This window comes from Mycolicibacterium houstonense (assembly GCF_900078665.2).
Lineage (GTDB): Bacteria > Actinomycetota > Actinomycetes > Mycobacteriales > Mycobacteriaceae > Mycobacterium > Mycobacterium houstonense.
Genome location: NZ_LT546207.1, coordinates 2,174,207 through 2,187,027, shown reverse-complemented (window position 1 = coordinate 2,187,027; position 12,821 = coordinate 2,174,207). Strand labels below are relative to the sequence as shown.

Genomic DNA, 12,821 nt, shown 5'->3' with positions numbered 1-12,821 from the left:
GGTGGCCGCGGTGGGCGCCCGCCAGGGCGTGCCGGTGAGCCTGCCGTCGGCCGGCGGTGCCGGTGGCGGCGTGGTGGATTCAGCTGCGCTGAACGAGTTCGCCGAGAAGGTCACGGGTCCCGACGGCGTGCTGGCCTCGGCCGCGCGCACCATTCTGGGTCAGCTCGGTCTGGATGCCCCCGTGGGTGCCCCCGAGGCCGCGACCGACGCCGAACTGATCGACCTGGTCACCACCGAACTCGGTTCGGACTGGCCGCGATTGGTGGCTCCGGCGTTCGACGCCAAGAAGGCCGTCGTGTTCGACGACCGGTGGGCCAGCGCCCGTGAGGATCTGGTCAAGCTGTGGCTGGCGGACGAGGGCGACATCGACGCCGACTGGCTGCGGCTGTCGGAGCGCTTCGAGGGTGCCGGACATGTCGTTGCCACCCAGGCGAACTGGTGGCAGGGCAAGGCGCTGGCGGCGGGCCGCAACATCCACGCCTCGCTGTTCGGCCGCATCGCGGCGGGCGCCGAAAACCCCGGAACCGGTCGGTATTCCGACGAGGTCGCCGTGGTGACCGGTGCGTCGAAGGGCTCGATCGCCTCATCGGTCGTCGGGCAGTTGCTCGACGGCGGCGCCACCGTCATCGCCACCACCTCGCGCCTGGACGACGACCGGTTGGCGTTCTACAAGGAGCTCTACCGCGAGAACGCCCGCTTCGGTGCCACCCTGTGGGTGGTCCCGGCCAACATGGCGTCCTACTCCGACATCGACAAGCTGGTCGAATGGGTGGGTAGCGAGCAGATCGAAAGCCTTGGGCCGCAATCGATCCACCTCAAGGATGCGCAGACCCCGACGCTGCTGTTCCCGTTCGCCGCGCCGCGCGTGGCCGGGGACCTGTCGGAGGCAGGCTCTCGCTCCGAGATGGAGATGAAGGTGCTGCTGTGGGCCGTGCAGCGGCTCATCGGTGGGTTGTCGACGATCGGTGCCGAGCGCGACATCGCATCGCGACTGCACGTGGTGCTGCCGGGCTCGCCCAACCGCGGCATGTTCGGTGGCGACGGAGCCTACGGCGAATCCAAGTCCGCTCTCGACGCACTGGTGAACCGCTGGAGCGCGGAGACCTCGTGGGCCGAGCGGGTCAGCCTGGCGCACGCGCTGATCGGCTGGACCAAGGGCACCGGTCTGATGGGGCACAACGACGCCATCGTCAGTGCCGTCGAGGAGGCCGGTGTCACCACCTACAGCACCGCGGAGATGGCGGCCATGCTGCTGAACCTGTGCACGGTGGAGTCCAAGGTCGCCGCGGCCAACGCCCCGATCAAGGTGGACCTGACCGGTGGTCTGGGTGACATCAAGATCGACATGGCCGAGCTGGCCGCCAAGGCCCGAGAGGACATGGAGGCCAAGGCTTCTGCGTCGGCCGAGGACGACGAGGACGAGGGCACGATTGCCGCGCTGCCGTCCCCGCCGCGGGGCCACAACCCGGCGCCCGCGCCGGAGTGGGCCGACCTCGACGTCGACCCGGCCGACCTGGTGGTCATCGTCGGTGGTGCCGAGCTCGGGCCGTACGGCTCGTCGCGCACCCGCTTCGAGATGGAGGTCTCCGGCGAGCTGTCGGCGGCCGGTGTGCTGGAGCTGGCGTGGACCACCGGCCTGGTCAAGTGGGAAGACGATCCCAAGGCCGGCTGGTACGACACCGAAACCGGTGAGCTGGTGCCCGAATCGGAGATCGTGGAGCGCTACCACGATGCCGTGGTGGAAAGATGTGGCATTCGCGAATTCGTCGACGACGGCGCGATCGACCCCGATCACGCCTCGCCGCTGCTGGTCAGCGTGTTCCTGGACAAGGACTTCAGCTTCGTGGTGTCCAGCGAGGCCGACGCTCGGGCGTTCGTGTCCTTCGATCCGGAGCACACGGTGGCCCGGCCGGTGCCGGACTCCAGTGACTGGCAGGTGATCCGCAAGGCGGGCACCGAGATTCGGGTTCCGCGCAAGACCAAGCTGTCGCGCACGGTGGGCGCCCAGATCCCGACCGGGTTCGACCCGACGGTGTGGGGCATCACCCCGGACATGGCGAATTCCATCGACCGGGTGGCGCTGTGGAACATCGTGGCCACGGTCGACGCGTTCCTGTCCTCGGGCTTCACCCCGACCGAGCTGATGCGCTGGGTGCATCCGAGTCTGGTGGCCTCCACGCAGGGCACCGGCATGGGCGGCATGACCTCGATGCAGACCATGTACCACGGAAACCTGCTGGGCCGGGCCAAGCCGAACGACATCCTGCAGGAGGTGCTGCCGAACGTCGTTGCGGCACATGTCATGCAGAGCTACGTCGGCGGCTACGGCGCGATGGTCCACCCGGTCGGCGCCTGCGCCACCGCGGCCGTCTCGGTCGAGGAGGGTGTGGACAAGATCCGCCTCGGCAAGGCCGACCTGGTGATCGCCGGCGGCTTCGACGATCTGACCCTGGAAGCGATCATCGGCTTCGGTGACATGGCGGCCACCGCCGACACCGAGATGATGCGCGCCAAGGGCATCAGCGACTCGAAGTTCTCCCGCGCCAACGACCGTCGTCGCCTGGGCTTCCTGGAAGCTCAGGGTGGTGGCACCATCCTGCTGGCCCGCGGTGACCTCGCCGCCAAGATGGGCCTGCCGGTGCTGGCCGTCGTCGGTTACGCGCAGAGCTTCGCCGACGGTGTGCACACCTCGATCCCGGCTCCGGGTCTCGGTGCGCTGGGTGCCGGACGTGGTGGCAAGGACTCGCAGCTGGCCCGCTCGCTGGCCAAGCTGGGGGTCGGCGCCGACGACATCGCGGTGATCTCCAAGCACGACACCTCGACGCTGGCCAACGATCCCAACGAGACCGAGCTGCACGAGCGGCTGGCCGACTCGATGGGTCGTTCCGAGGGTGCTCCGCTGTTCATCGTCAGCCAGAAGACGCTGACCGGACACGCCAAGGGTGGCGCGGCGGTGTTCCAGATGATGGGTCTGTGCCAGATCCTGCGTGACGGCGTCATTCCGCCGAACCGCAGCCTGGACTGCGTCGACGACGAGCTGGCCACCTCCGGCCACTTCGTCTGGGTGCGCGAAACCCTCGATCTGCGCGGCAAGTTCCCGCTCAAGGCCGGCCTGGTCACCAGCCTCGGGTTCGGCCACGTGTCGGGTCTGGTTGCCCTGGTGCACCCGGAGGCGTTCATCGCGGCGCTGGATCCGGCCGAACGCGACGAGTACCGCAAGCGGGCCGAGCAGCGCACGCTCGCCGGTCAGCGCCGGCTCGCCGGCGCGATCGCCGGTGGGCGGCCGATGTACGAGAAGCCGGCCGACCGCCGATTCGACCACGACGTGCCGGAGAAGCGTCAGGAGGCGGCGATGTTGCTGAACGCCGACGCCCGGCTCGGCGAGGACGATCTGTATGTGCGGTGAACGGGTGCACGGAGAGGTGAGCTAGGTTCGCTTCCATGGCGATTGTGGGAGTAGGCATCGATCTGGTTTCCATACCTGACTTCGCCGAGCAGGTAGACCGGCCGGGAACGGTATTCGCCGAGACGTTCACGCCAGGTGAGCGCCGGGACGCCGCGGACAAGAGTTCGTCGGCGGCCCGGCACCTGGCGGCTCGGTGGGCGGCCAAGGAAGCGGTGATCAAGGCCTGGTCGAGTTCACGGTTCTCCAAGCGGCCGGCTCTGCCGGAGGGGATCCACCGCGATATCGAGGTGGTCACCGACATGTGGGGCCGGCCCAAGGTGCGGTTGTCCGGCGAGATCGCCAAGCACCTGGAGAGTGTGACCATCCACGTCTCGCTCACCCACGAGGCCGACACCGCCGCCGCGGTCGCCATCATCGAGGAGCTCTAACCCCCGCGCACCGCGACCGTGCGTGTCTGCCGCCGACACGCCGTGATCGGGCAGCATTTCGTGCACGCTCGCGCCATTCGGCAGTGCGGCTAATGTCGTCAGCATGACTGATGTCGTACAGCGGGTGCAGCAGGTGTTGCCGTCGGTCCGGTCGGATCTGGAGGATCTGGTCCGCATCCAATCGGTATGGGCCGACCCGGCGCGCCGCGACGAGGTGCACCGCAGCGCCGAGGCCGTCGCAAAGCTGTTGTCGGAAGCGGGTTTCCCCGACGTCCGCATCGTCAGCGAGGGCGGCGCCCCGGCCGTCATCGCGCATTACCCGCCGCCCGCGGGTGCACCGACGGTGTTGTTGTACGCCCACCATGACGTGCAGCCGGAAGGGGATCCGGCCCAGTGGGATTCCGCGCCGTTCGAGCCGACCGAGCGCGACGGCCGCCTCTACGGGCGTGGCACCGCTGACGACAAGGCCGGTATCGCAACGCATCTGGCGGCGATCCGCGCCTTCGACGGCAAACCGCCGGTCGGCGTCACGGTGTTCGTCGAGGGCGAGGAGGAATCCGGCTCACCGTCGCTGGGCGCCCTGCTGGCAGCCCACAAGGAGGCGTTGGCGGCCGATGTCATCGTCATCGCCGACTCCGACAACTGGAGCAGTGAGATCCCGGCGCTGACCGTGACGCTGCGCGGCCTGGCCGACTGCGTGGTCGAGGTGGCGACGCTGGACCACGGGCTGCACTCGGGCCTGTGGGGCGGAGTGGTTCCGGACGCGTTGAGCGTGCTGGTGCGGCTGCTGGCCAGCCTGCACGACGATGACGGCAACGTCGCGGTCGCCGGCCTGCACGAGGCCACCGCCGCCGACGTGGACCGCGGACCGGACTGGGTCCGCCAGGAGTCCGGTCTGCTGGACGGGGTAGCCGAAATCGGTTCCGGCTCAGTGGTGCAACGCATGTGGGCCAAGCCCGCCATCACCGTCATCGGTATCGACACCACATCCGTCGACAAGTCGTCGAACACCCTGATCCCGCGCGCGCGGGCCAAGATCAGCATGCGCGTGGCTCCCGGCGGTGACGCCCACGCGCACCTGGCCGCGTTGACCCGGCACCTCGAGACTCACGTGCCATGGGGTGCCCAGGTAACCGTCACACCCGGCGACGTCGGCCAGCCGTATGCGATCGATGCCTCGGGCCCGGTGTACGACGCGGCCCGCTCGGCGTTCCGCACTGCCTGGGGCGCCGACCCGGTCGATATGGGCATGGGCGGATCCATCCCGTTCATCGCCGAATTCGCCACCGCGTTCCCCGATGCGACGATCCTGGTGACCGGAGTCGAGGATCCGGGAACCCAGGCGCACAGCGTGAACGAGAGCCTGCACCTCGGGGTGTTGGAGAAGGCGGCGACGGCCGAGGCCCTCCTGCTCGACGCGCTCGCCCGCTAGCGCGAGATGACCAGCGGTGCCGGCTGGTTCGTCGTCGGTCTGATCGCCCTGGCGATCGGTGCCGAGGTGATGGTCCGCGGCGGCGCGCAGTTGCTGCGATCGTGTGCGCCCGGGCGAGGGGCCGCGATGGTCGCGGCCCACCTCGCCTACCTGGGTTTCCTGCTGGCCACCCAGTCCTCAGCGCGGCTCAGACGGAAAGGTCGCGACGCAACTTGGCGACGTGGCCGGTGGCCCGCACGTTGTACTGCGCGACGGCGATCTTGCCCGACTCATCGACGAGGAACGTCGAACGGATCACGCCCTGAACGGTCTTGCCGTACATGGTCTTTTCGCCGAATGCGCCCCAGGCCGTCAATACCTCGCGCGACGGATCGGACAGCAACGGAAAGGTCAGGCCCTCCTTGTCCCGGAACTTGGCCAGCTTCTCCGGCTTGTCGGGGGAGATGCCCACGACGTCGAGGCCGGCGTCGTTGAGTTCGGCCAGGCTGTCCCGGAAATCACACGCCTGCTTGGTACAGCCGGGGGTCGATGCGGCGGGGTAGAAGTACACGATGACCTTGCGGCCCTTGTAGTCGGAGAGCTTGACGACGTTGCCGTCGGCGTCGGGAAGGCTGAAGGCCGGGGCGGTGTCTCCCACCTCCAGGCGCGGGGTTGGCGGCATGCGTGGGTATCCCTTCTGGTCGACCGGTTCCGTCGACACGGTGCCGGCTGATCTAGGGTAGTGCGGCAGGGCAGCACGACACGGAGCGGCTTGGAGGAGCAAACAGTGGCGAACCGGGACCCGGAGAGCATCAAGCGGGACATCGATCAGGCCCGCGATCAACTGGCCTTGACTGTCGACTCCCTAGCCGAGCGGGCCAACCCACAGCGTCTCGCCGACGATTTCAGGTCAGCGGTGATCGGTTTCATCAAGAAACCCGCGGTGACGGCTTCATTGGCCGGTGCGGGTGTGCTGGTCGTGGTCGTCGTCATCCGGCGGATCAAGCGCCACTGACGCGCTGCTGAGCGGCGCCGGCGTATGCGTCGCTCAGCGCACTAGCTTGATGCGCCGCTCAGCGACTCCAGCTTGATGCGCCGCTCAGCGGCGGCGAAACAGGAGCCAGTCCGTCAACGAGAAACTCGGAGGATTGGCCACACGGCCGAGGCGGTTGCAGGTATGCACCATGACGGGCCGATTCGCAGCAACAAAAGCCGAGATTGATGCAGCCCTGGGTTCGACGCCCCCTGCGGAAGCCATCAGCTAACACCTCTCATCTTGGCGAAATCGCCATCTGGTGCCGATCTGCAATTAATCAGCTAACTTGAGATTAACACAGGTTCTGGGGTCTGACCAGCGGAAGCGCTGAAACGAGATTCTAAGCAGTAACTTACGCAGACGTCAAGACTTCGACTGCCGAACCCAAGCTGCTGTTACCTAGGCATTGCCAGCACATCATCCAGGCGTATCGGGGGTAATTATTCTGGTGCGTTCGTGCCTGCCCACCGCAAAGTCCGCCCAGGTGGCGGTGGTCTGGTGTGGCCGATCGGGACGGCCCTCCTGTGGCGGGATCTCGGCCGCGGATATGTTTGCTGGGGGAGGGTATGCGGGTGCGGTCCAGGTGCCGCGCCATTGTCGATTTGGTGGAACAAAAGATTGGCAAACTCGGGTTTGCCTGATATGTCGACGCGTTCTGCGCAACGCGGCGGAGAACCGCTCTGCTAGCCGAAATCTCCTGCATACCAGGGCGGGAACGGCTCTTTCTCGTGGAACCGGTTGCTAGCGCATAGGTGTCCAGCTAAGGTCGACCTCAGGTCAGGATCGGGGAGGCGGGCCTGGGTCTCGATCCCGGCCGCAACACGGGACGATCGTGTGACAAGGGGGTATCGCGTTGCAGCTAACAATTTTGCCGTTTGCCAGGACCGCTGCATGTGCTTCCGCCGGTGCAGCCGATCCCGACGGAATCGCCGTCCGGATTCGCTGACAACACCCGATGGCTCACGTCGAACCTCCAAGTGGCGATGTGAGTCGTGGTCACACCGACTGGAGGTAGCCATATGGCACACGTGAGCGATGAAACCCTCGGCGATCTTCGCCGGGAACTCGATCGCTTCAAGAGCGAGCAGTACCGGGATCACGGCTATGCGGCCGCGCATCTGGCCGGTGCGGTGGAGATGCTGTTGGAAGAGGCCGAACCCAGCGTCGATGACAGGCTCGCCGAGAGGTATCGCGCCAGATAGATGCGGAACCGTCGTAATACTCAAACGCAGAAACACAAAAACCCTGCCGAGGCAGGGTTTTTGATTGGTGCGCCGTCAGGGTTTCGAACCCCGGACCCGCTGATTAAGAGTCAGCTGCTCTACCAACTGAGCTAACGGCGCGCGAGAGAGACAATAACAGGACAATCAGCCAACCGTGAAATCCGCTGGTGGGAGGTGTGAAGCGGCTCAGGTCGCGCCCCTGTCCCCGCTAGCCCTTAGACTATTGCCAAGAATTTGCTATCGACCGCGCGAGGGGTGGGACGAACTATGGGGCAGGTCCAGACTGTGACCCGTCCGTATCGGGAAGTCATCCGGTGGGCGGTTGTTGCCATGGTGCCGGCAATGATGTTGGGGCTGACGGCATGTGGGGGCGACGAGCCGCAGGGGCCGCCGCCGGTGATCGCCGACAAGGGCACTCCCTATGGCGACCTGCTGGTTCCCCGGGTCAACGCCTCGGTGACCGACGGCGCGGTCGGGGTCACCGTCGATGCGCCCGTCACCGTCAGCGCGGAGAACGGTGTGCTCGGCGGCGTCACCATGATCAACGAGGACGGCACCACCGTCGCCGGGAAGTTCAGCCCCGACGGGCTGACGTGGTCGTCGACCGACCCGCTCGACTACAACGAGCAGTACACCCTCAACGCGCAGTCGCTGGGGCTGGGTGGCGTGGCCAATCGCCGGCTGCGTTTCGAGACGCACTCGCCGGCCAACCTGACGATGCCCTACGTGCTACCCAACGACGGTGAAGTCGTCGGGGTCGGTCAACCGGTGGCCATCCGCTTCGACGAGAACATCACCGACCGGGTGGCCGCGCAGCGCGCGATCACCGTCAAGACCACTCCGTCGGTCGAAGGGGCCTTCTACTGGCTCAACAACCGCGAAGTGCGTTGGCGCCCGGCCCGATACTGGAAGCCGGGCACCGCCGTCGAGGTGACCGTCAACACCTACGGCGTCGAATTGGGCGACGGGTTGTTCGGCCAGGGCAATGTCTCGACCAGGTTCACCGTCGGTGACGAGTTGATCGCCACCGCCGACGACACCACCAAGACGCTGACCGTCCGGCGCAACGGCGAGGTCGTCAAGACCATGCCGATCTCGATGGGCAAGAACAGCACTCCGACCGACAACGGTGTCTACATCATCGGTGAGCGCTTCGACCATCTGGTGATGGATTCGTCGACCTATGGCGTCCCGGTCAACTCGCCCAACGGCTATCGCACCGAGGTGGATTTCGCCACGCAGATGTCCTACAGCGGTATCTACGTGCACGGGGCCCCGTGGTCGGTCGGCAGCCAGGGCTACAGCAATGTCAGCCACGGGTGCCTGAACGTCAGTACGGCCAACGCCCGGTGGTTCTACGAGAACACCAAGCGCGGCGACATCGTGGAGGTCGTCAACACCGTCGGTCCGGTGTTGCCGGGCACCGACGGCCTGGGGGACTGGAACATCCCCTGGGAGCAGTGGCGCACCGGCAACGCCAGCACGTAGGTCGATTACCCCCGCGGTAATCGACAGCCTGCCTCGAATCGGTGAATCTGACTGAGTCCCAGTCAATTACCACGAAAGAGGCGATATGGCCGAGCTCGACGACACCGTCACCGCGTACCTCGACACCTGGAATGCCACCGATGCCGGCAATCGGCGGGCCCTGTTGGAACAGCACTGGTCACCGGGCGTCACCTACACCGATCCGCTGGCCGAGGTGAGCGGACACGACGGGCTCTCCGCTGCCATCGAGGCGGTCCACTCCCAGTTCCCGGGATTCGTGTTCACACTCGTGAGCGGGCCCGACGCCCACCACCGGCAGGCGCGATTTCAGTGGGGGCTGGGGCCCAGCGACGCCGACCCCGTGGTCGTCGGATTCGATGTGCTCTCGACTGACGGTGACGGCCGGATCCAGACCGTGCTCGGGTTCCTGGATCAGGTGCCCGCCTGACTATTTCGCCGCGCGACCAAGTGCCGCAAGCGATTCCGTGAGGAAGTCGGTACCGAATGGTGGCATCCCGCCGACCTGGTCACGGAAGCTCTGCGGGGTGTCGGTCCAGTCGTAGGTGAGGGTGACGTCGGTCTGGTCCCCGTTGGGGGCCAGGTCGTATCGCCACCACCAACCACCGGGCGCATGGTGGCCCTGCTCGTCGAGCTGTCCGGGCAGCCAGGCGATGGTCCGGTCCTTGTCGAATTCGGTGACCAGGTTGTGCATGACGTAGTGACCACCGGCCGCGGGCAGGAACATGTTGACCGCGAACATCTGGCCCGTCCCGGTGATCGGTTCGGGGTCGATCGCGTCGCGCACCCAGTCGCCGGGTTCGGTCTCGCAGTGCCTGGCCGGGTCGGCCAGGACGGCGAAGACCCGCGCCGGAGGCGCCGAGATGGTGCGGCTCACGACGTAGCGTTCAGGGTCGGTCATCGGGAATCCTTTCCATAGAGTCGGGCGATGTCGGGACTGTCCAGCCAGCCCGAGAAGGTGGGCCGGGCCGGCCAGCCTTCCGGAGAATCCAGCCATTCCTCCTGACGCCCGTAGGGCAGCAGGTCGATGAGGCCGAATGAGTGGCTGAGCTGTTCGGTGCCGCGGCCCTCGGTGTGCCAGGTGCGGTAGACCGCTTCTTCGCCTGATGGAGCCGTCGCCCGCAGGAACACGTTGACCGCGAAGCCACCGTCGGGCGCCGCGTCGACGTCGGCGCCGAAGGAGCTCTCCGACGACGAGTACCACTCCATCTGATTGCCGACCTTGTCGCGGTAGGCGAGGGCTTCCTCGATCGGGCCGTTGGTGACGACGACGAATCGGGCGTCGTAGTTGTCGAGGAAGTCGAGCCGGGTGAACTCCGAGGTGAAGCCGGTGCAGCCGCCGCACTGCCACTCCGCACCGTTGCTCCACATGTGGTGGTAGGTGATCAACTGCGAGCGTCCCTTGAACACATCGGCCAGGCGCACCGGGCCGTCGGCCCCGATGAGCGTGTAGTTGGGCAGCTGCACCATCGGCAGCCGGCGCCGGGCCGCGGCGATGGCATCCAGCTCCCGGGTCGCGGCTTTCTCTCGGCGCCGCAACTCGTCGAGCGCCGCGCGCCACTCCTGCTGGTCGACGATCGGGGGCATTCCAGTGGCCATCGGAACTCCTGACTGCTGTTCGGTGAAAACACGGTCTCTCAAGTGGACCCGCCGCGCCGCCGAAATTCATCGCACGCGGTACTGTCCGCAGAGCGAAGGGTGACCTAACACCTCGAGATGAACCCATGGAGGATTGATCCAGAATGAGCGGCCAACGAGCCGACGCGGCCGGACTGCGTCTCCTCGTCGTCGGTGCCTCGTCGGGTATCGGCCACGCTGTTGCGGTCAGTGCCACCGAACGCGGCGCCAAGGTCGCCGTGGCCGCGCGGCGTATCGATCTGCTGAATTCCCTGGCCGAGGCCATCGACGGGTTCGCCTTCGAACTCGATGTCGAGGACGCCGCGGCCATCAACCGTGTCGTCGACGAGGCGGCGGACGCCCTGGGTGGCCTGGATGCCGTGGTGTTCACCAGCACCGTGATCCCGTTCGCCTACATCGAGGACACCGACGTGGCCACCTGGTTGCACGCGTTCAGCGTCAATACCGTCGGCGCCAACAACGTGTTGCGCGCCGTCGCGCCACGACTGACCGAGAACGGTGTCGTGCTGGTGGCGTCCAGTTACGACGTCGGCCGTCCGCGCGCCGGGGTGGCGGCATACAGCGCCAGCAAGGCCGCCCTCGACGAGATCATGAATTCCTGGCGCATCGAACATCCGGAACTGTCGCTGCTGCGGGTCGGCGTCGGTCCGACGGAAGACACCGAGATCCTGCGGGGCGCGGACCGGGATCTGCTCGACCAGCTGCTCAAGACCTGGGTGGCCCAGGGTGCGCTGCCGGCCCGGATGTCTGCCCTGCGCGACGTCGCCAACACCCTGGTGTCGCTGGTGACCACCGCCCACGAGAACCCGAGCGTGGTGCCCGAGATCGTGCAACTGGCCCCGCGGATTCGGCGGCGATCCGACTCGGCGCAATAACCCGCAATCTCTGATCCTGCGGTCGGCGACCTCGGCCGCCGCGGTACCTCCAAAGTCCCGAGTGCCGTTCGGCCACAAGGCCTTTGGGTCCATTTGGCGTGCCCGGACCACGGCACGTGATGTTCGAATCCATCGCCCTCGTCGGTCGCTTGACCGCCGCGGCGCCGTGCCCGAGGCACGCCCTGTTCCCGGCACCGCCTTTCTATGAGTTGTCAATGGATTCGTTGATAACGACAATCATATTCAATAACTTGGACCCTTCGGGTAGCCGGCCTACAAAGGAGGGTTCATGGCCGCGGTATGGATGGCCTCGCCGCCGGAGGTGCACTCTGCGCTGCTGAACGCGGGGCCGGGTCCGGGTGCGATGCTGGCGGCCGCGGGGGCATGGTCGTCGTTGAGTGCCGAATATGCCGCGGTGGCAGACGAACTCACGGCGGTGCTCGGAGGAGTGCAGGCCGGAGCGTGGCAGGGGCCGAGCGCGGAACGGTACGTCGCCGCACATCTTCCGTATCTGGCGTGGCTGTACCGGGCCGGTGTCGACAGTGCCTCGGTCGCCGCCGGTCACGAAACCGCGGCCGCGGCGTATGCGAGTGCTCTGGCGGTTATGCCCACCCTGGCCGAGTTGGCCGCCAATCACGCGCGGCAGGCAGTCCTGGTATCCACGAATTTCTTTGGTATCAACACCATTCCGATCGCGCTGAACGAGGCCGACTATGTCCGCATGTGGATCCAGGCTGCCGTCACAATGGAGACCTATCACGGTGTGTCCGAGGCGGCGGTGGCCTCCGTCCCGACGACCCCGGTCGCGCCGCGGATCCTGCACGAAGACCACGACCACGACCATGACCATGACCATGACCATGACCACGACGGCGACCACGATCATGACCATGGTGATCATGACGACCACGGTCACGGAGACCTGAGCCCGCTCGACCCGCGCTGGTGGCTCGAAGTCGGCCACGAGCAGATCGAGAACATCGGCCTGCTGATCGACAACCTGCTGAACGATCCCGCTGCCCTGCTGACCAACCTGCCGATGGTGTTGGCGGACATGGCTTTCCATGCCGCACAGCTGCTGCAGGTGGTTGTCCAGTTGTCCCCGGCGCTGATCCAGCCGGCGCTGGGCATCGTGTCCGCCAACCTGGGGTGGGCGATCGCCGGCCTGGCAGCCATCCAACCGGCCGTGCCCGCGCTCGCGGAGATCACGCCGGGTGGCACCGAATCCGAGACGTGGCCGGCCGCCGGGGGTGCTTCGACGGTGCCGGGCGGCTCACCGGCCGCGACCACTCCCGCGA

12 protein-coding genes and 1 tRNA gene are annotated in these 12,821 nt (G+C 66.8%); 9 read left to right on the top strand and 4 right to left on the bottom strand.

Features of this window, described 5'->3' with window-relative positions; all coding sequences use genetic code 11:
- From BN4332_RS10935 to BN4332_RS10925, 3 genes are all read left to right on the top strand, one after another.
- Positions 1 to 3,406: beta-ketoacyl synthase N-terminal-like domain-containing protein (locus tag BN4332_RS10935; RefSeq protein WP_268811512.1), on the top strand; the 3,406-nt coding region annotated here is incomplete at its 5' end.
- A 35-nt stretch (positions 3,407 to 3,441) separates the two neighbouring features.
- Positions 3,442 to 3,834: a holo-ACP synthase AcpS gene (gene acpS / locus BN4332_RS10930; RefSeq protein WP_066898460.1), complete on the top strand. Its 393-nt coding sequence runs from the start codon at positions 3,442 to 3,444 to the stop codon at positions 3,832 to 3,834.
- A gap of 103 nt (positions 3,835 to 3,937) precedes the next feature.
- A complete protein-coding gene (locus BN4332_RS10925; RefSeq protein ID WP_066898459.1) occupies positions 3,938 to 5,266 on the top strand; it encodes a dipeptidase in 1,329 nt (442 codons plus the stop codon).
- Positions 5,267 to 5,453: 187 nt separating this feature from the next.
- On the opposite strand, the gene bcp is transcribed toward BN4332_RS10925, so the two are convergent.
- A complete protein-coding gene (gene bcp, locus BN4332_RS10920; protein WP_066898458.1) occupies positions 5,454 to 5,927 on the bottom strand; it encodes a thioredoxin-dependent thiol peroxidase in 474 nt (157 codons plus the stop codon).
- Between the two features lie 105 nt (positions 5,928 to 6,032).
- On the opposite strand from bcp, the gene BN4332_RS10915 reads away from it, so the two are divergent.
- Positions 6,033 to 6,260, top strand: a complete 228-nt coding sequence (locus BN4332_RS10915) for a DUF3618 domain-containing protein (protein WP_066898461.1) — start codon at positions 6,033 to 6,035, stop codon at positions 6,258 to 6,260.
- 1,040 nt (positions 6,261 to 7,300) lie between these two features.
- Positions 7,301 to 7,483 carry a hypothetical protein gene (locus BN4332_RS10905; RefSeq protein WP_066898457.1) on the top strand — a complete coding sequence of 61 codons (183 nt, stop codon included), beginning with the start codon at positions 7,301 to 7,303 and terminating at the stop codon, positions 7,481 to 7,483.
- Between the two features lie 65 nt (positions 7,484 to 7,548).
- Here BN4332_RS10905 and BN4332_RS10900 read toward each other — a convergent pair.
- Positions 7,549 to 7,624: transfer RNA gene (locus BN4332_RS10900), tRNA-Lys, on the bottom strand.
- A gap of 147 nt (positions 7,625 to 7,771) precedes the next feature.
- Between BN4332_RS10900 and BN4332_RS10895 the strand changes: the two genes are divergently transcribed.
- Together BN4332_RS10895 and BN4332_RS10890 are read left to right on the top strand one after the other, a co-directional pair.
- On the top strand, positions 7,772 to 8,992 hold the full coding sequence (locus BN4332_RS10895; protein ID WP_066898456.1) for a L,D-transpeptidase: 1,221 nt from the start codon (positions 7,772 to 7,774) through the stop codon (positions 8,990 to 8,992).
- Positions 8,993 to 9,077: 85 nt separating this feature from the next.
- Positions 9,078 to 9,440 (top strand): nuclear transport factor 2 family protein, encoded by a 363-nt coding sequence (locus tag BN4332_RS10890; protein WP_066898455.1) that lies wholly within the window; start codon positions 9,078 to 9,080, stop codon positions 9,438 to 9,440.
- Here BN4332_RS10890 and BN4332_RS10885 read toward each other — a convergent pair whose 3' ends face one another.
- Complete coding sequence (locus BN4332_RS10885; RefSeq protein ID WP_066898454.1) at positions 9,441 to 9,911, bottom strand: SRPBCC family protein; 471 nt, start codon at positions 9,909 to 9,911, stop codon at positions 9,441 to 9,443.
- Positions 9,908 to 10,609: a DUF899 domain-containing protein gene (locus BN4332_RS10880; protein WP_066898453.1), complete on the bottom strand. Its 702-nt coding sequence runs from the start codon at positions 10,607 to 10,609 to the stop codon at positions 9,908 to 9,910. The genes BN4332_RS10885 and BN4332_RS10880 overlap by 4 nt, the downstream gene beginning before the upstream one ends.
- Before the next feature lie 143 nt (positions 10,610 to 10,752).
- Between BN4332_RS10880 and BN4332_RS10875 the strand changes: the two genes are divergently transcribed.
- Together BN4332_RS10875 and BN4332_RS33200 are read left to right on the top strand one after the other, a co-directional pair.
- The gene (locus BN4332_RS10875) at positions 10,753 to 11,523 is read left to right on the top strand and encodes an SDR family oxidoreductase (RefSeq protein ID WP_066898452.1); all 771 of its coding nucleotides are present in this window, start codon (positions 10,753 to 10,755) and stop codon (positions 11,521 to 11,523) included.
- Positions 11,524 to 11,812: 289 nt separating this feature from the next.
- Positions 11,813 to 12,821: PPE family protein (locus BN4332_RS33200; RefSeq protein ID WP_066898451.1), on the top strand; the 1,009-nt coding region annotated here is incomplete at its 3' end.

Bases quoted from the DNA above. Each gene is read 5' to 3' on its own strand.
- acpS (WP_066898460.1), top strand. From the start codon at position 3,442: ATGGCGATTGTGGGAGTAGGCATCGATCTGGTTTCCATACCTGACTTC.
- BN4332_RS10925 (WP_066898459.1), top strand. From the start codon at position 3,938: ATGACTGATGTCGTACAGCGGGTGCAGCAGGTGTTGCCGTCGGTCCGG.
- bcp (WP_066898458.1), bottom strand. From the start codon at position 5,927: ATGCCGCCAACCCCGCGCCTGGAGGTGGGAGACACCGCCCCGGCCTTC.
- BN4332_RS10905 (WP_066898457.1), top strand. From the start codon at position 7,301: ATGGCACACGTGAGCGATGAAACCCTCGGCGATCTTCGCCGGGAACTC.
- BN4332_RS10895 (WP_066898456.1), top strand. From the start codon at position 7,772: ATGGGGCAGGTCCAGACTGTGACCCGTCCGTATCGGGAAGTCATCCGG.
- BN4332_RS10890 (WP_066898455.1), top strand. From the start codon at position 9,078: ATGGCCGAGCTCGACGACACCGTCACCGCGTACCTCGACACCTGGAAT.
- BN4332_RS10885 (WP_066898454.1), bottom strand. From the start codon at position 9,911: ATGACCGACCCTGAACGCTACGTCGTGAGCCGCACCATCTCGGCGCCT.
- BN4332_RS10880 (WP_066898453.1), bottom strand. From the start codon at position 10,609: ATGGCCACTGGAATGCCCCCGATCGTCGACCAGCAGGAGTGGCGCGCG.
- BN4332_RS10875 (WP_066898452.1), top strand. From the start codon at position 10,753: ATGAGCGGCCAACGAGCCGACGCGGCCGGACTGCGTCTCCTCGTCGTC.